General features: G+C 46.8%; 16 protein-coding genes and 1 pseudogene. All 17 read right to left on the bottom strand.

The genetic code is table 11. From position 1 onward, the window contains the following. Positions 1-147: 147 nt before the first annotated feature. A pseudogene (locus DWX91_RS10185) lies at positions 148-1,133 on the bottom strand (diaminopimelate dehydrogenase). Between the two features lie 181 nt (positions 1,134-1,314). Continuing rightward, on the bottom strand, positions 1,315-3,180 hold the full coding sequence (locus tag DWX91_RS10190; protein WP_118538747.1) for an ABC transporter ATP-binding protein: 1,866 nt from the start codon (positions 3,178-3,180) through the stop codon (positions 1,315-1,317). Then, positions 3,177-4,859: an ABC transporter ATP-binding protein gene (locus DWX91_RS10195; RefSeq protein WP_118538771.1), complete on the bottom strand. Its 1,683-nt coding sequence runs from the start codon at positions 4,857-4,859 to the stop codon at positions 3,177-3,179. The genes DWX91_RS10190 and DWX91_RS10195 overlap by 4 nt, the downstream gene beginning before the upstream one ends. Before the next feature lie 105 nt (positions 4,860-4,964). Further along, complete coding sequence (locus DWX91_RS10200; protein WP_118538749.1) at positions 4,965-8,192, bottom strand: SNF2 helicase associated domain-containing protein; 3,228 nt, start codon at positions 8,190-8,192, stop codon at positions 4,965-4,967. Between the two features lie 22 nt (positions 8,193-8,214). Further along, positions 8,215-9,984, bottom strand: a complete 1,770-nt coding sequence (gene argS / locus DWX91_RS10205; protein WP_118538751.1) for an arginine--tRNA ligase — start codon at positions 9,982-9,984, stop codon at positions 8,215-8,217. 196 nt (positions 9,985-10,180) lie between these two features. Beyond that, complete coding sequence (locus tag DWX91_RS10210; RefSeq protein WP_118490748.1) at positions 10,181-10,957, bottom strand: N-acetylmuramoyl-L-alanine amidase family protein; 777 nt, start codon at positions 10,955-10,957, stop codon at positions 10,181-10,183. Positions 10,958-11,262: 305 nt separating this feature from the next. Continuing rightward, positions 11,263-11,820 (bottom strand): elongation factor P, encoded by a 558-nt coding sequence (gene efp, locus DWX91_RS10215; RefSeq protein ID WP_022358740.1) that lies wholly within the window; start codon positions 11,818-11,820, stop codon positions 11,263-11,265. Positions 11,821-11,981: 161 nt separating this feature from the next. Next, the gene (locus tag DWX91_RS10220; protein ID WP_118538753.1) at positions 11,982-13,112 is read right to left on the bottom strand and encodes a site-specific integrase; all 1,131 of its coding nucleotides are present in this window, start codon (positions 13,110-13,112) and stop codon (positions 11,982-11,984) included. A gap of 73 nt (positions 13,113-13,185) precedes the next feature. Further along, a complete protein-coding gene (locus tag DWX91_RS10225; RefSeq protein ID WP_118538755.1) occupies positions 13,186-13,383 on the bottom strand; it encodes an excisionase in 198 nt (65 codons plus the stop codon). 68 nt (positions 13,384-13,451) lie between these two features. Next, on the bottom strand, positions 13,452-14,111 hold the full coding sequence (locus DWX91_RS10230; protein WP_243099018.1) for a cell wall hydrolase: 660 nt from the start codon (positions 14,109-14,111) through the stop codon (positions 13,452-13,454). A gap of 46 nt (positions 14,112-14,157) precedes the next feature. Continuing rightward, positions 14,158-14,433 carry a hypothetical protein gene (locus tag DWX91_RS10235; protein WP_118538757.1) on the bottom strand — a complete coding sequence of 92 codons (276 nt, stop codon included), beginning with the start codon at positions 14,431-14,433 and terminating at the stop codon, positions 14,158-14,160. Then, entirely contained in the window at positions 14,434-14,640 is a 207-nt protein-coding gene (locus tag DWX91_RS10240) for a hypothetical protein (protein WP_118538759.1), read from the bottom strand. 191 nt (positions 14,641-14,831) lie between these two features. Beyond that, positions 14,832-15,068: a polya polymerase gene (locus DWX91_RS10245; protein ID WP_118538761.1), complete on the bottom strand. Its 237-nt coding sequence runs from the start codon at positions 15,066-15,068 to the stop codon at positions 14,832-14,834. Positions 15,069-15,167: 99 nt separating this feature from the next. After that, positions 15,168-15,299, bottom strand: a complete 132-nt coding sequence (locus DWX91_RS18135) for a hypothetical protein (RefSeq protein ID WP_412693880.1) — start codon at positions 15,297-15,299, stop codon at positions 15,168-15,170. Positions 15,300-15,536: 237 nt separating this feature from the next. Further along, complete coding sequence (locus DWX91_RS10250) at positions 15,537-15,968, bottom strand: dUTP diphosphatase (protein WP_118538763.1); 432 nt, start codon at positions 15,966-15,968, stop codon at positions 15,537-15,539. Further along, on the bottom strand, positions 15,969-16,595 hold the full coding sequence (locus DWX91_RS10255; RefSeq protein ID WP_118538765.1) for a hypothetical protein: 627 nt from the start codon (positions 16,593-16,595) through the stop codon (positions 15,969-15,971). A gap of 5 nt (positions 16,596-16,600) precedes the next feature. Beyond that, positions 16,601-16,774: a ferredoxin-thioredoxin reductase catalytic domain-containing protein gene (locus DWX91_RS10260; protein WP_412693881.1), complete on the bottom strand. Its 174-nt coding sequence runs from the start codon at positions 16,772-16,774 to the stop codon at positions 16,601-16,603. Between the last annotated feature and the right edge of the window lie 48 nt (positions 16,775-16,822).

The raw sequence follows: 16,822 nt of genomic DNA on the forward strand, positions 1-16,822 counted from the left end.
GCTCCCGCAAACGTAAAGTTACGTTCACTCATTGCGCGGACTTTAACGGATTTTGCCAGTGCTGCGCAGGTACAAATCATGCAAATCTGTCTTACATTTTACTTCATTTTAAGCGACAATACAAGTTGAAAGGAAAATTTGAAATTATTACAGATACTTCTTCCGCAGATCTGCCCCACTCTCTGCCGACAGATACGCCGGTGCCACATCAAAGACGGTCTTGCAGCCTTTCTGGCCTTCCTGGTTCATCTTGTATGCCGCGCGTGCGTATGCCACGATGATGGAGGAAGTAAATTCCGGGTTGGAATCCAGCTTTAAGCTGTACTCGATGATATGGTGGTTCTCTTTGTTCCAGCCGGTCTTGCCGCTGCGGAGTACGAAACCACCGTGCGGGAGACGGTTGTGATCGCGTTTCAGTTCTTCTTCGGTGATGAAATGAACCGTTGTGTCATAATCAGAAAAGTAGTTCGGCATGGTCTTGATCTCGTTCTCGATCTTTGCCTGATCCGCGCCCTCTTCTGCCACAACAAAGCACTCTCTGGTGTGTTTTTCGCGGGTGGTCAGCTCTGGGCTGCTGCCGCTTCTGACTGCCTCCAGTGCACTTTCAACTGGGATTGTGTACTGTCTGGCATCCTTGACGCCCTCGATCCGGCGGATCGCATCGGAATGTCCCTGCTGACGCCCTTGCCCCAGAATGTATAATTTTCGCCCTCCGGCAGGCATGCAGCTGCATAGAGACGGTTCAGGGAGAACATGCCCGGATCCCAGCCAACGGAGATGATGCCAACCTTTCCGGATTTCTGTGCGGACTCATCGACTGCTGCGAAATGCTCTGGAATCTTTGCATGGGTATCGAAGCTGTCCACTACGTTAAACCACTGTGCATATTTCGGGGTCTGGACCGGCAGATCCGTAGCCGAACCGCCGCAGAGAATCAAAACGTCGATCTCGTCTTTCTTCGCCTCTGCCTCATCTACATGATAAACCGGTACGCCCTCGGTCAGGATCTTGACCGTTTCCGGCGCACGCCGTGTAAATACTGCTTTCAGTTCCATATCCGGATTCTGGCGGATCGCACACTCCACGCCGCGTCCCAGATTTCCATATCCTAAAATTCCAACTCGGATACTCATAGATATTCCTCCTAACGGTACAAAATTTGCCACGGATCCGGCTCTATTTTCCAGCTTACGCGATCCGATTTTACTTAAAAATTTCAAGTGTTCCCATTATACACTAGATCCATCCGTTTTTCAATATAGGTGAGTTCACGCGTACAGGAAACAAATTCTCATTTAATTCTCAACGAAAGCCTTATTCCAGCTCCTTCATTCCGGTATACAGCTCAAAATACCGCCCTTTCTGCGCCAGCAGATCTTCATGGTCGCCGCGCTCAATGATCTGCCCGTGCTCCAGCACCATGATCGCATTGGCGTTGCGGACTGTCGAAAGCCGGTGGGCGATGACAAAGGTCGTCCGGTCCGCCATCAGCCGGTCCATGCCGTGCTCGATGTGCTTCTCCGTCCGCGTATCGACCGAACTCGTCGCCTCATCCAGAATCAGGATCGGTGCTTTAGAAACTGCTGCCCGCGCAATGTTTAATAGCTGGCGCTGTCCCTGGCTTAAGTTTGCACCGTCGCCCTCCAGCATCGTGTCATACCCATCCGGCAGACGCATGATAAAGGAATGCGCCGATGCCGTTTTTGCCGCCTCAACAACTTCTTCATCCGTGGCATCCAGCCGCCCGTATCGAATATTTTCCCGTACCGTGCCGGTAAAAAGATGCGTATCCTGCAGAACCATCGCGATATTTTCCCGCAGCTCCTTCCGGTGCATCCGGCGGACATCGACGCCGTCCACCGTGATCGAGCCGCCCTGTATATCATAAAAACGGTTGATCAGATTCGTGATCGTCGTTTTTCCGGCTCCCGTCGAGCCGACAAAGGCGATCTTCTGTCCCGGCTTCGCATAGAGCGAAATATCCTTCAAAATCACCTGCCCCGGCTCATAGCCGAAAGTCACATGGTCAAGCACCACCTCACCGCGGATCGGCGCGATCGAAACCGCATTCGGCGCATCTGCCGCCTCCGGTTCCGCATCCAGCACTGCAAACACGCGCTCCGCGCCTGCCAGCGCCGAAAATACGTTTCCAACCTGCATGGAAAGCTCGTTGATTGGTCTGGAAAATTGCCGCGAAAAACCTAAAAATACGGTCAGTCCACCGACATCAAAGTTCCGGAACACACAGAGCAGACCGCCAATGCAGGCTGTCAGTCCATAATTTAACTGGCTTAAATTGTTCATGACCGGTCCCATCACACCGCCGAAAAACTGTGCTCGGATCTGTTTTTCTTTCAGATCCGCATTGAGCCATCCAAATTCTTCCTCTGCGATCTCCTCATGGCAGAATACCTTGACGACCTTCTGCCCCTGCACGGTCTCCTCAATATAGCCGTTCATCGCGCCAAGCGCCGCCTGCTGGGCAGAGAAATATTTCTGGCTCCGTCCGGCAACAAATTTACCGGCACGCAGCATCACCGGCATCATGGCAAGCGTAATCACCGTCAGCCACACGTTCGTGTAAATCATCAGGACCAGCGTTCCCACAATACTGAGTGCGCCGGATAAAAGCTGCACCAGCGTACTGCTGAGCATCATGCCGATCGTATCCACATCGTTTGTAAAACGGCTCATCAGATCGCCGTTGCTGCCGGTATCATAAAACCGGAGCGGAAGCGTTTGCATATGGTTAAACAGCTCTTCCCGCAGCCGCTGCAGCGCGTTCTGCGCCACCTGCAGCATGATGCGCGACTGCATATAGGAAGCGGCAACGCTGACTAAATAAACCGCTCCCATCACGCACAGGGAACGGAACAGCCCCGCCACATCGCCCCGGCTGCCATCTAAAGGCACAATATACCGGTTGATGATCGGGCGCAGCATATAGGCGCCCGCCAGATTCGTCACCGTCCCCAGGATCACACAGAAAAAGGCGACTGTCATCGCCATCCGGTCGCGTTTTAAGTATGAAAGCAGGCGCAGCATCGTCTGACCGCCCGCCTTGGGCTTTCCGCCCTTCATGGCCGCCATCCGTTCCGGTCCCCGGCGGCGTTTCGGCGCGTCGGCTATGCGGCTGCCATATCGGCGTTTCAGGCTTTCAATCTGTTTTTCATCCATCATGCCATCCCCTCCCCGTCTGCCCGTTTTCCATATTGCGTCTCATAGATCTCCCGGTACGCCTCACAGGATGCCAGCAGCTTCTCCTGCGTTCCCTCTCCGATAATCCTGCCGTCCTCAAGGACGAGAATCCGATCCGCGTATTCCAGCGAACTCAGCCGCTGTGCGATAATAAATTTCGTCGTATCTTTCAAATCTTCCCGGAATGCCGTCCGGATCGCCGCCTCTGTTGCCGTATCGACCGCACTGGTGCTGTCGTCGAGAATCAGGATCTTCGGCTTCTTTAAGAGTGCCCTTGCGATGCACAGCCGTTGTTTCTGACCTCCGGATACATTGACGCCGCCCTGTCCCATCTCCGTTTTGTAGCCTTCGGCAAACGAATTCACAAAGGAATCTGCCTGCGCATACACTGCTGCCCGCCGCACTTCTTCCTCCGTCGCCGTCTCATCACCCCAGCGCAGGTTTTCCTCGATCGTGCCGGAAAACAGGACGTTTTTCTGTAAAACCATGCCAACGCCGTCCCGGAGATTTTTCAGGGAATACTCTCGCACATCGATACCATCCACCCGCACACTCCCCTCTGTCACATCATAGAGGCGGGGAATCAGCTGTACCAGCGACGTTTTTCCGCTTCCGGTCGCACCGAGGATGCCAATCGTCTCCCCCGGCTCTGCCGTCAGGCTGATGTGGGATAGAACCGGCTCACCCCCTTCGCGGTAGGAAAAGGAAACATCCTTAAATTCCACGCGTCCTTTCTCAACCTTCCGGTCCTTCTGTGATGCATTTTCATCGCTCAAATCAATCGGCTCATCCAGCACCTCATCGATTCGCCGGATGGACGCCATCGCGCGGGAACTCTGCAAAAATACCATTGAGAGCATCATAAGTGACATCAGAATCTGTACAATGTAGGTCGTAAATGCCGTCAGATCCCCGACCGCCATCCGTCCGCCGATAATCAGGTTTCCGCCGAACCAGACAACTGCCAGTGTCGTCACATTCATCGCGAACATCATGACCGGCATCGTCACAATTACGATCTTCAGCGCCCGCAGCCCTGCCTCCTTGAGCTCCCGGTTCGTGTCGGCAAACCGCTTTTCCTCGTAGTCTTCCCGCACAAAGGATTTCACCACCCGCACGTTCGTCAGCACCTCCTGGATGCCGCTATTGAGCGTATCCAGCGCTTTCTGCATGGCCGTAAACCGCGGGTAGGCAGTCCGTAGGATCCAGACGATCGCCGCCGTCAGAAGCGGAATCACCACCAGGATGACAGCTGCCAGTTCCGCATTCATCCAGAACGCCATCACAAGCGCCCCCAGGAACATGCCCGGCGCGCGCAGCATCATCCGAAGTCCCATCATAATCAGGTTCTGTACCTGCTGGATATCGTTCGTCAGACGGGTTACCAGCGATCCCGTGCTGAACGTATCGATATTTTTAAATGAAAACTGCTGCACTCTGGCAAATAAGTCGCGGCGCAGATCGCTGGTAAAGGAAATCGACGCCTTCGCTGCAAAATATGCCCCCAGAATGCCGCCTGCCGCCATCAAAAAGGAGGTAATCGCCATCACAAGTCCCATTTTGAGAATGTATCCGCCGTCTTTCTGCGCCACGCCATGGTTAATAATCATCGACATAAATTTGGGCAGCAGAATCTCACCCAGCACCTCCGTTACCATCATGAGCGGTCCCAGAATAAAGGCGCTCTTATATGGCAGTATATATGATTTGTATCGTTTCCATTGCTTCACGCTTTTTCCTCCTGCCCGTTATTTCTGCAAATTTTTTTATGGATTCTGTTCAAACAGCTCCATCAGTTCATTCTGGCTCAAATCGCCCAGTGAAACCATTCCCTCTGAAACCACCTGCGCCGCCAGCGCAAGTTTCGCATTCTGCAGCTTCAAAAGATTTTCTTCTATCGTATCCTTTAAGATCAGTTTGTATACCGTGACCGGCTTTTCCTGCCCGATCCGGTACGCGCGGTCGGTCGCCTGGTTCTGCGCTGCCACATTCCACCACGGATCGTAATGAATCACGATATCCGCCGCCGTCAGGTTGAGTCCCGTTCCCCCGGCTTTCAGGGAAATAAGAAACACCGGAACCTCATCCGAGGCAAACGCCTGCACCATCCGGCTGCGTTCTTCCTTCGGGGTCGCGCCGACCAGAAGATGGGACGAAATGCCCTCCTGTAAAAGGCGTTCCCGAATCCGCTCCAGCATCGAGGCAAACTGGGAAAAGAGCAGGATCTTATGTCCCGCCGCAGACGCCGATGCGATCAGCGAAACACAGGTCTCCAGCTTCGCCGACTCCCCCGTATAATCTTCAAAACAGAGTGCCGGATCGCAGCAGATCTGGCGCAGCCGCATAAGCTGGGAAAGCACTTCCAATTTCCCATTACCCGACCATGCGCCGCCAGCCAGCGCCTCTTTCAGTTTCAACGCCGACGCCGTATAAAGCTTCTGCTGCCGCCCCGATGCCGCCGAATAAACGATCCTCTCTTCCTTGGTCGGAAGCTCCCGCAGCACATCCTTTTTCAAGCGGCGCAGGACAAACGGTCCCGTCATCCGCCGCAGTGCCGTCAATGCTTCCGGATCCTGATTTTTCACGATCGGCAGCTCATACCGCTCACGGAACTTCCGGTAACTGTATAAAAATCCCGGCATCAGGAAATCAAAAATGCTCCAAAGCTCGCTGAGCCGGTTTTCCACCGGCGTTCCCGTCAGAGCGAAACGGGCATTCGCCGAAATCTCCTTTACCGCCTTCGCGCCCTGTGTCTTTGCATTTTTAATGACCTGCGCCTCGTCAATAATCTCATATTCAAACGTGCGTCCCAGATACGCCGCCCGATCCCGTTTCAACAGATCATAGGACGTGATGATCACCTGCGCCCCCTCAGACGCCTCCATCCGCATCTGCTCCTCCAGCTGTTCCTGCCGTTCTTTCGCCGTCCCTGCAATCAGAAGCACGCGGATCCCCGGCGAAAACCGGGCAAATTCCTGTCCCCAGTTGTAGACGAGCGACGCTGGGCAGACGATCAAAGACGGAAGAGGTAATTCTGACCCACTGCCTTCATTTCCAGCTGCTTTCTGCTCGGTTTTTTCCTGATAAAATGCCGTCAGAAGCGCAATCACCTGCAGCGTTTTTCCCAGTCCCATATCATCTGCCAGGATCCCGCCGAAATGATACCGCGCCAGCGTCCGCATCCACGTATATCCGATCTTCTGGTATTCCCGCAGCGTCTTTTCCAGCACCGCCGGAACCGCATAGCTGACACTCTGCGCCGTTTTTAGATCGCGCACCATCATCCCGTAGGCTTCATCCCGCTGAAACAGTTTCATCCTGCCGTCGCCCGAGAGACTGTCCAGATAAAAAGCACGGTAGGCAGGTATCTTCGCCTCCCCCGCCTGAAATTCACTCTTTGTCAGTCTCAGATCCGCAGTCAGGCTGTCAAGCGCCTGCAGGCCGCCGCCCGAAAGCTGCAAAAATTCGCCATTTTTCATGCGGTAATATTTCTTTTTTTGGCGGTATGCACTGAGTACCTGCAAAAGCTCCGCCGGGTCGATTCCCGCCGTCTCAATCTTCAGATCCAGCCAGCCGCCTCCAAGAGAAACCCCCATCGACACTTCCGGCGGGGGCAGGACGCGCAGATGGCGGACAGACTCTGACAGCCATACCTCGCCCACCTCCTGAAACTGCGGCATTCCCTCGCTCAGAACCTGGTACAGCGCTTCTTCATCCCCGCGGATCACCAGCTCGCCGCTCTCATCCTCCCAGTAAGAGAAGTACCGCGTGATCAGGCGGCTGATATAAAATTCCGCCGGTACATCCCGGCAGATCTCCCGCGGAACATACTCGTCCGCCAGCGGCGAAAACGTAAAATCTCCGTAGGAAAGCGTCGGACGCAGACGCAGCTCGTCCGGCGAATCACTGTCAAACTCAAACCGGGCTTTCAACGCCTCTGGGCGGTATTTCTCCCAATCGATCTCCGTGCTCTGCAAGATCCCAAGTGCCTCCATGCCTTCCAGCACCCGCGCATAAAAGAGCGGAATATCCCGGCTTCCAACCAGCAGCTCCCGCTTCTCTTTCCGGCTTCCACACTCTCTTCCGCCCTGTTCCATCTGCTCCAGAAAAACGCCCATCGTTTCTGTATACAGTTCACTGCATCCAAACAGATGCAATCCATCTGCCACATACAGACGCTGTTCTCCCCGGAACGAGGTTAGAGCCGATGGAACCGTAACCGCAATTCCATCGCCCCTTGCTTCCACCTCCACCGGGAAACGCGGATCCTTGCGCTCAACCCGGCACACACGTTCAGCACCTTTCTCGTCCTCCGTCTGGACTTCTTTTCCCTCTAAAAGATCAAACAGCCGATCCCTCGCTGCAGATCCCAGCGTTAACGCCCGCATCACCGGAAGCGGCAGCCCCGCATGACCGCGCATCTCCTCATAATGGCGTATGTAGGCGTCCGCCTCCTCCAGCAGAAGATCTAAAAATGGGCGGCTTTCCGGCGCAAAGGCAGACGGGACGTGTTCAAACGCCATGCCTTTTCCGTATTCCACCCGTTTTCCGCTGTGAACCGCCTGTGCAAATTCCAGCAGGTTTTTCACAATATACCGTTTTTCCCGTCCGATCCGTGCCTCCAAAAGCACTTCGCCGCGCCGGATCTGTAAATAGGGATGCAGATAGACCGGTTCCCGCTCTTCCTCGCCCAGAATCCGCGCTACTTCCCGGTTCGTGTACTCCCGGATCATCATCCGGATCTCCGGCGAAGTCGAAACCGGCGGTGTATGCTCGGCTTTCTGCTGGCGGGCAAACGCCTCCTGAAGCGCTTTTGCATGCACGCAGGGACCCCGGAATGAATTTCCCTCCGCACAAGAACAAGAGTAGTCATAGATCTGACTACCCTTGATAAAAATTCTTGTCTGATATACCTTTGTCTCATCCTCAATCTGTCCCTGTACCCGTACTTCGCCCTTCCAGAAGGTATCTACGGACATTTTTATTATTTTCATGAGGATTCCTCCATATTACAGATTACATGTGTTCCGGCGATTCCATTCCGAGCAGATCCATACAGGTATCCAGCACCCGCTTGGTCAGCGTGATCAGGCTGATAAAGGCTGCCTGCTTCGCTGCGTCCTCCTCGGAGAGGATCTTATTTTCCAGATAGAATGCATTGAACGCATCCGCCACTGCCGCCATGTATTGGCAGAGCTTATGCGGCGCCGTCTCATAGAATGCAGATTCTGTCACCTCGCCGAAACGGCAGAGCGCCATCTGAAGTGCTTTCTCTGTCTCGCTCTCAGCCGGACGGATCGGAACCACTTTAGCATCCGCACCGCGCAGTTCCTTGTATTTCTCCAGAATGGACTTGATGCGGACGATCATATACTGGATATGTGGACCTGTATTTCCCTCGAAGGAAATAAAGCGGTCTACATCGAAAATGTAATCTTTGGTCGCCTGATTCGAAAGATCGGCATATTTAAGTGCCGCCAGACCGACAATCTCCGCCGTGCGTGTCATCTCGTCCGCCGGAACCTTCTGCTTCTCCTGAATCTTCTCATATACCTTCTCATCGATATTCTTGATCAGGTGCTCCAGACGCATAACACCGCCCTCACGTGTCTTGAACGGACCACCGTCCTTGCCGTTCATCGTACCGAAGCCCAAGAAGATCATCGGCGTATCTTCTTTGACGATGCCCGCCTTCTTCGCCACACGAAATACCTGGATAAAATGAAGCTCCTGGCGCTTGTCTACGACGTAAATGTAGCGGTCCGGATGGAAATCCTGCTCACGTTCGATGATCGTCGCCAGATCGGAAGTCGCATACAGCGCCGCACCGTCGGATTTGCGGACGATACAAGGCGGATATTCCTTCGCATCCCCTTCCTGTGCGATATCGACAACCAGCGCGCCATCGCTCTCATAGGCGAGACCTTTTTTCTGTAAATCCTCGATCAGTCCCGGAATATATGGCTGCGCATCGCTCTCGCCCTTCCAGAGGTCGAACGATACATTTAAATTGCCATAGTTCTTTTTCAGATCCTTCAAGGACACGTTCATGATGTGCTTCCAGATCGCATGGAACGGTGCATAGCCGCTCTGCAGCTTGAAGGTCGCCTGCTGTGCCCGCTCACGGAATGCCGCATCTTCCTTGGATTTCGCGCTCGCTGCCGGATAGATATCCTCCAGCTCGGAAATCGTAAATGGCGGCTCCGACGGATACTCGCCGGTATAATCCGGGTCAAAATATACCAGATCCGGCTGACGGTCATGCAGCTCCTCGATGATCAGTCCCATCTGCAATCCCCAGTCACCCAGATGCACATCGCTGATGACATGGTGTCCCATATAGCGGCTGATGCGCTTGATGCTCTCTCCGATGACCGCGGAACGTAAGTGTCCGACATGCAGTGGTTTTGCTACATTGGCTCCGCCGTAATCGATGATGATCGTCTCCGGCTTCTTAGCTGCGTTGAGTCCCAGCTTTTCATCCTCTGCCACCTGCTGTACATAGGATGCCAGGTAGCACGGATTCAGGCGGATATTGATAAATCCAGGCATCACGGCGTTGATCTCAGAAAACATCTTGCTTCCGGCTGTCTTTTCCACCACCTCATTGGCAATATCGATCGGTTTCTTTTTATACGCTTTGGCAGCTGCCATCGCGCCGTTACACTGATACTCGCAGAGATCCGGGCGGTTTGATACCGTCACGCGGATATACTTCTCATCGTACCCGCAGCCGGTAAACGCCGGTTTCAGTTCTTCCACGATCAAATCTAAAATCGTTTTCATACTAGATTCCCTTTCATAATTTATATCGCATATTTTCAAGAATGCCTCTGCATTCTTGTTGCGAGATGCGCGTCATGCAAAGCATGACATATTTCTTTTGCGCATCTTAAGCAATCCTGCCGGAGGCTATATCAGATGGGAGACCCGCTCCCACCACTGATACTAATTTGCTCCTCGCCACCTGAAGAGGTGGGAGTCATCTCTCATCTGATATATCCTTCCGCATTGCCTTTTTCACATCCTTGCGGAACTGCTTCCAGGCATCCTCATGATCCACGAAATACTTCGGGCACGCCTTTCCAGTCACATCATAATGACGGATCACGTCTTTCGGACTTAAATCGAGCTGCTTGCACAGCCATGCAGTCAGTTTTACCAGCGAGTCATACGTCTCGTCTGTGAACTTTCCGTCTGCCGCCGGATGGCAGCACTCAATCGAAACGGTGTCCGCATTCCTCTCATTGGAGGCATATGCCTTCTCCCCGACCGGAACGCACTCAATGATCTCGCCGTCCAGACCGATTACGAAATTGCTGCTGACGGAAACAGTGTTACTGCCGCTCTGATCTTTCAACCCCTCAAAATAATCATGGTTCTGCTGTGCCGTCGTCCCAGGATTTGCCACATAGTGAATCACGATCCCGTTGATGACCGGGATATTCGTCCCCGGTCTGGAATATCGGTTGACCGTGAGAAGCTGCTCATCAACCCAGTTTGGCATCTCGATCGTAGACGGATCGATCAGCTTGCGGATCATTTTCCCGCGCAGCGTCCAGCCTGTTCCCGCACCCAGGAGGAAAATAAGCAGACACAAAAACAGCCGCATCATCACACGGCGCTTCTTCTGCTGCCTCGTCCGCTCCCGGCGGATTGCCGTCTGCCTGCCGGATGTACGCCTCTTCCTGCCACCAGATCTGCGCCCCGGCTCATCCTCTTCCCCCAGACGCAGACGGTCTTCTCTTCCGTTCTCCATATTTATCACTCCCCATGAGCACCGCTCACTCCGAACCTGCTCTCTGAGATGAACCAACGGACGCGTCATAGACGCCTCCCCGATATGTTAAGCAAAAAAACTGTTGTAAAATCTCGACGTTTCCTCCGGATCTTACAACAGTTTCTCTGCTTGCTACTGTTCATGCGCTGCATAACCAGCAAAGGAAAATGCCTGCCACAAACAGTAATCTCTGTTTCCAGTCAGAAACCTGTCAGTGACACGACTGCCTCCCCACAAGGGTACAAACGGTATCGTGAAGACCTTTCTGACGTATATGTTATAACTTAGACTCTGGACAGATATTCACCAGTACGTGTATCGATCTTGATCTTATCGCCCTGGTTTACGAATAACGGTACATATACAGTAGCGCCAGTCTCTACAACTGCCGGTTTGGTAGCGCCTGTAGCAGTATCGCCCTTGAAGCCCGGCTCTGTATCTGTGATCTCAAGCTCTACGAACAGCGGCGGTTCTACGGAGAATACCTTGCCGTTGTAAGAACAGATCTTGCACATCTCGTTCTCTTTTACGAACTTGAGTGCGTCGCCGATTGTCTCCTGGTTTAAAGCTACCTGCTCATATGTGTTTACATCCATGAAGTTGTATAAGTCGCCATCGGAATACAGATACTGCATATCAACTCTGTCGATTCTGGCAGACGGGAACTTCTCGGTCGGACGGAAGGTTTTCTCTACAACGCCGCCATTCATTACGTTCTTAATTTTAGTACGAACGAACGCAGCTCCCTTTCCCGGTTTTACGTGCTGAAATTCCATGATCTGGTATACGTTGCCATCAATCTCCAGTGTGATGCCGTTTCTAAAATCGCCCGCTGATATCATAAATGATGCTCCTCCTTGAAAATACTCGCTTTATCTTTTTTATTTTATACTATAATCCAATTGTTGTCAATCATCAGATGTCGAAAACACTTGATTTTATTAGTTTTTTGGACATTTCAAACTGCTTAAAATCGTCTCAATGTACCAATTTTGTACCAATTTTAGACGATATTCAATGCTTTTGCTACCATATCCATCTCTTTTTGTTTTTGTTCTTCAGTCGTGTGAACATATAGATTCATAGTGGTAGAGATGTTAGAATGTCCCATTATTATCTGTAAAGTTTTTGATGACATTCCACCTTCGTTACATCGTGTAGCAAAAGTATGCCGAAGTATATGCATTGATATTTTTGGTAATTCTGCATAATTACATATTTTGTATAATGCTGAGTTCATTTTACTAAGGCTTATTGGTTTACCGTTTTTATCTAAGAAAACTATATCAGCCCATTTAATGTCTACCATCTTTAATAATGAGTTTTTTCTTTTTTGCAATTTCAATATTTCAATAGCTTCATCTGTCAATGGTATAGTCCGAACACCATTTTTACTTTTAGGTTCATTTACTTCCCAATTATCGATAGGCTTATTGTAGATCATTGTTCTTTTAACTGATATAGTTTTATTTTTTAAGTCTATATCATCCCATCTTAACCCAATTAATTCTCCTGCACGTAAACCTGTTTGTAACACGAATTTGTAATTCAATTCAAATCTGTGACCAATTAAAGCATCACAAAGTTTTTGTTGTTCTTCTACTGATAATGCTTCTCTTTCCTCAGATGATTTTCCAATTTTATGTTTCACTTGTTTCGTACAAGGATTACGAGATATAATATTATTTTGATAAGCATAATCAAGTATATTATATAATACAAGTCGTGTTATTCCAATTGTCGAAGACTTGTATCCTTTGTCTGCCATTTTGTTCAAGACCATCTGACAGTCCATAGTAGTAATACTTGATAAAAGCCTATTGCCAATAATCGGATCAATATCTGTTTTGTATCTATCCTTATAATTCCTATAAGTATTCGAACGAACAGTTTTTTCTTTTATTTCGATCCAATATTTATACCATTCTGAAACAGACAAATTCTCTGGCTTGTCTAAATTGGAATGTTGACAATAAGATTCACCATCAATAACCCATTTCTTACATTCTTGAAGCTTATGAAAAATCTTTTGGTGACGCTTTCCTAGATTATCGGTATACCTTCCGATATAATATCCATCTTTACGTTGGCTTATACCAGTACCTAATTCTTTACCTTTTAAGTCTTTTCCCATAAATCTCTACTCTCCTTTCAACCATGAGAAAAGCCTTATGCAATTCAATATTAGCACAGAAGATGTCAAAAGTCTATAATTCGATATTGTTAGACACATATTTTTCAAATTCCTTTCTTTTAATTAAACACTTCTTTCCTACATAAATTGTAAAATTACAATTTGAACGACGTGAAAGCTCTCTCAATTTATTAACTCCAATATTGCTATAGTCTGCTGCTTCTTCTATAGTTAATGTTAATTTCTCCCATATAGGAACATTTGTTCTCATACTATTTTTCTCCTATTAAATTTATATTTATAGGGAATACTCCGAAGAATATTCCCTATATCACGATTCTAGTAACAATAACTGTGCCACTTAGTTCTCAGATAGAGCCTTCCTTGTCTACCACCAGATTGCCATACGACTTTCTGTGGTAGGATGCTACCATTTTCAAGAATCCATTTGGCATTCATCCAGTTCCGCTCGGTCGGAGTTCTGTAGAAATTACCATCTGAAATACAGGCGTATTGTCTTTTCTGAAAAATAACACCCTCTAATGAGTTTGGGAATCGACTATCTGCTACCCGGTTGAGTACAACTGAAGCTACATATCTTTGTTCCATATCATCACATGGCTGTGCTTCTCCAGCAATTAGATGCGCTAAAAGATAAACATCGTGTTCTGTATATGTATTACCACGACTCTCTTCTGGATAGAGATTTGCTGTTTCAATGAATGCTACACCTGATTCAGTTAAAATCATTGACCAACCATCAATCTCAAAAGCAACATCAAATGATGTATTCATCATAGATGTACCTAAGACTTCAGAAGATTGGTCTGGCTGTGCATAGATATTCACTTCTCCATGTGTATATTTTGTTACTGATTCTAAATTGTCCTGTGCTGCTAATTCAATAGCAGTTTCTAATGTAATATTTCCTGCCTCGACCGAGCAAGGCATGACAAACATTGAAGCGATCGCAAATAAAGCGACTAACGATTTCTTCATATAACCTCCTTTGTGCGTGTCAACGAGTTACTATATATCAAACCGATTAAGGTGTGATAATCTGTTTATTTGGTGTAATGATATTAGAATCAGTCTTTTTCCCATTCATTACAGATTCATAAAAATCAGTAGAATATTCATTTTTTACATAAGAAATTTCATCTACATTTCTAGCTTCAAGAATGATTCCTGCATTAGTTTCTGTATTCTTAGATACAAATACAAACATATGCTCAGTGATGTAGAAATCATTACATTTACAATCGAAATTTAATAATTTACCGTCTTTTAACCTACACTCATAATGTGTTTTCATTGCCATCTATATATTCTCCTTTTCTTCTTTGTTAAGTTTATTCTTTTGCGCTTTTAGTTCTATTTCAGCCTTGATTAGAGCAAATGGGAAAATAATAATCATGCATGGAATAGAAATTAACATCATAATCGCATAAACAGCCAACAATACGATTACAAATGGTACGAAACAAATAGTGACTGTAAGCATTTTTAAAACATCTATTATCCACATCTATATATTCTCCTATTTGTTCTTTCACGAATTACCATCTGACCAACCACAGTTAGGGCAATACCAATAAGTCACTTCTTCATACATTGGAATAAGAATCTGACAGTCTCTATATTCCTTATGAGTTTCAGATAATAAATCTTCTCCACATTTAGGACACCTACCTGTCTCCCAGTATTTATCATTCATATTTACTCTCCCTGATACATGAATTTAATAAATCTTGAAATATCTTCTTCTTCATATACTACAAGCTCTAATTCCTTAATATATCCATCAGAAAAAGCATTGGCTAAAACAAAATACTGTGCTAATTTAGATTTAAGATTAATTCTATCTCCTTCAGGAGATACCAATTCAATCTTACCTTTACATTCTCCAATAACCTTAAATAGAGCATCTACATTACTTACATTCGCTAATTTCATCATTCTCACCTCTTTCTTTTAGAGCATCTTTCATCTCCATTAATGTATAAAATCGACCATATTTTTCTCCGCGATTAAACGCTTTAATAATTAGACGTTTTACTTATCCTTTGGAGTATCAGAAGACGGGAAGCTTAAAACTTCCTCATCCTCTGTGATAAATTGGTTAATTTCTTCATTGATTAATTCCATTAGATTTTTTGAGTTTTTGATTGCACTCAGATTGCTCATAACTACTTTATCCTTCCTCTTCTATATTCTCTTCTTTTTTGTTGGAAACTTTGTAAAAGTGATAACAGGTTGCTAGATATGGAATAAATAAAATAAGAACTACCATTTGATAATGTAGAATCCATCCAAGAATTGTAATCAAAATACCAATATCCCAAATTGCTATAACTGGTTTTGACTGAGATAAGATTTTAGATGTGAATTTTAATGGATGAAAAGATAATTTATGTTTACTCATTAATTAATACCTGTAGAACCAATTCCACCGCGAGATTCAGTGTCAAGATGCTCTACTTCTTCAAACTCAATCTCAGGTTGAATCTTCTGAATCTCAAACTGGCAGATTCTATCATTCTTATGAATCACAGTATCTCTCAGAGCAATAGCTGGGAATCTCCACTCATCTGCATCTCCGCTATAACTGTTGTCGATCTGTGCAACGCTGTTACTCATGATGATACCGAAATTTTTAAATGTACTACTACGCGGATATACATTAGCCTTATATCCTTCTGGGAGTTTCATTCCCACACCAAGTTTAATCAGTTTAAAGTCACCCTTTTTCATTTCTACTGTTTCAGCAGCACGAAGATCAATTAAATCACCTTTACTAATTTTCTCTACCTTATCAATTTCTTTATCAAAATATTTAATCTGAATCTTTTCCATTTAGATATTCTCCTTTAGATATTTTATGTATTTATCCCATTTTCCAATTGAATGAATATATTCTTTTCCTTTAAGCCCTTTTAATTTCATATCAGCTTTAATTCTCTCAATAGGATTCTTTTTTGTTGCTAATGTTTTTATAAAATTATTAGTGGTATGTGATAGTGCTAAAATGCGTTCTGACGGGATTCTAGCCACTATTTCTTTATAAACATATAAATCTTCATCTGGTATTCTATAATCCTTATTTCGAGGTAAATTCTTGCTCGAAAAGGGACTAATATTTTGACCACTTGTTTTTGGTTTTAATAGTGGAATAATTTTGTTAGAATCAACATATTTAAACTTAAATAAAACTTCCGAATCGGTTTCTTGTATATCAGAAATAAGATTATCTCCTAATGATTGAATAACTTTTAATACATTATGCCCTCTCCCAAGGCTGGGAATATATGCTTGAAGGTAACTACCAGAATAATGAAAAATTTGATTTCCATACTGGCAATCAATATAAACATCAATATCTTCATACTGTCCGTTTGGTTTACGAGGAAAATCATTTGTACTTCTATCAATTGGCGCTTTTAATCTATAAACCCCTTTGAATTTGTCTATCATGTATGACATTGATATTACTCCTTATATTTAACGTAAAGTCCGCAATGGCATTCTCCTTCTTCCTGTTCCCTAAACTCTTTACACATACATTTTGTATCTTCTGATTTGATTAATCTACAAGGACAGTAATTATCATTTTTTTTAAGTCTTTTTCTAATATTATTCACCAATTCTTTATCTGAATTCAATTTAATTTATCATACTTACCAATCCTTTCTGCATACTGATTATCACTG

Source organism: Clostridium sp. AF22-10 (assembly GCF_003478725.1).
In the GTDB taxonomy this organism is placed as follows: domain Bacteria; phylum Bacillota; class Clostridia; order Lachnospirales; family Lachnospiraceae; genus Otoolea; species Otoolea fessa.

Coding starts and splice junctions, on each gene's coding strand:
- DWX91_RS10190 (WP_118538747.1), bottom strand. CDS start 3,180: ATGATGGATGAAAAACAGATTGAAAGCCTGAAACGCCGATATGGCAGC.
- DWX91_RS10195 (WP_118538771.1), bottom strand. CDS start 4,859: ATGATGGTAACGGAGGTGCTGGGTGAGATTCTGCTGCCCAAATTTATG.
- DWX91_RS10200 (WP_118538749.1), bottom strand. CDS start 8,192: ATGAAAATAATAAAAATGTCCGTAGATACCTTCTGGAAGGGCGAAGTA.
- argS (WP_118538751.1), bottom strand. CDS start 9,984: ATGAAAACGATTTTAGATTTGATCGTGGAAGAACTGAAACCGGCGTTT.
- DWX91_RS10210 (WP_118490748.1), bottom strand. CDS start 10,957: ATGGAGAACGGAAGAGAAGACCGTCTGCGTCTGGGGGAAGAGGATGAG.
- efp (WP_022358740.1), bottom strand. CDS start 11,820: ATGATATCAGCGGGCGATTTTAGAAACGGCATCACACTGGAGATTGAT.
- DWX91_RS10220 (WP_118538753.1), bottom strand. CDS start 13,112: ATGGGAAAAGACTTAAAAGGTAAAGAATTAGGTACTGGTATAAGCCAA.
- DWX91_RS10225 (WP_118538755.1), bottom strand. CDS start 13,383: ATGAGAACAAATGTTCCTATATGGGAGAAATTAACATTAACTATAGAA.
- DWX91_RS10230 (WP_243099018.1), bottom strand. CDS start 14,111: ATGAAGAAATCGTTAGTCGCTTTATTTGCGATCGCTTCAATGTTTGTC.
- DWX91_RS10235 (WP_118538757.1), bottom strand. CDS start 14,433: ATGGCAATGAAAACACATTATGAGTGTAGGTTAAAAGACGGTAAATTA.
- DWX91_RS10240 (WP_118538759.1), bottom strand. CDS start 14,640: ATGTGGATAATAGATGTTTTAAAAATGCTTACAGTCACTATTTGTTTC.
- DWX91_RS10245 (WP_118538761.1), bottom strand. CDS start 15,068: ATGAAATTAGCGAATGTAAGTAATGTAGATGCTCTATTTAAGGTTATT.
- DWX91_RS18135 (WP_412693880.1), bottom strand. CDS start 15,299: ATGAGCAATCTGAGTGCAATCAAAAACTCAAAAAATCTAATGGAATTA.
- DWX91_RS10250 (WP_118538763.1), bottom strand. CDS start 15,968: ATGGAAAAGATTCAGATTAAATATTTTGATAAAGAAATTGATAAGGTA.
- DWX91_RS10255 (WP_118538765.1), bottom strand. CDS start 16,595: ATGTCATACATGATAGACAAATTCAAAGGGGTTTATAGATTAAAAGCG.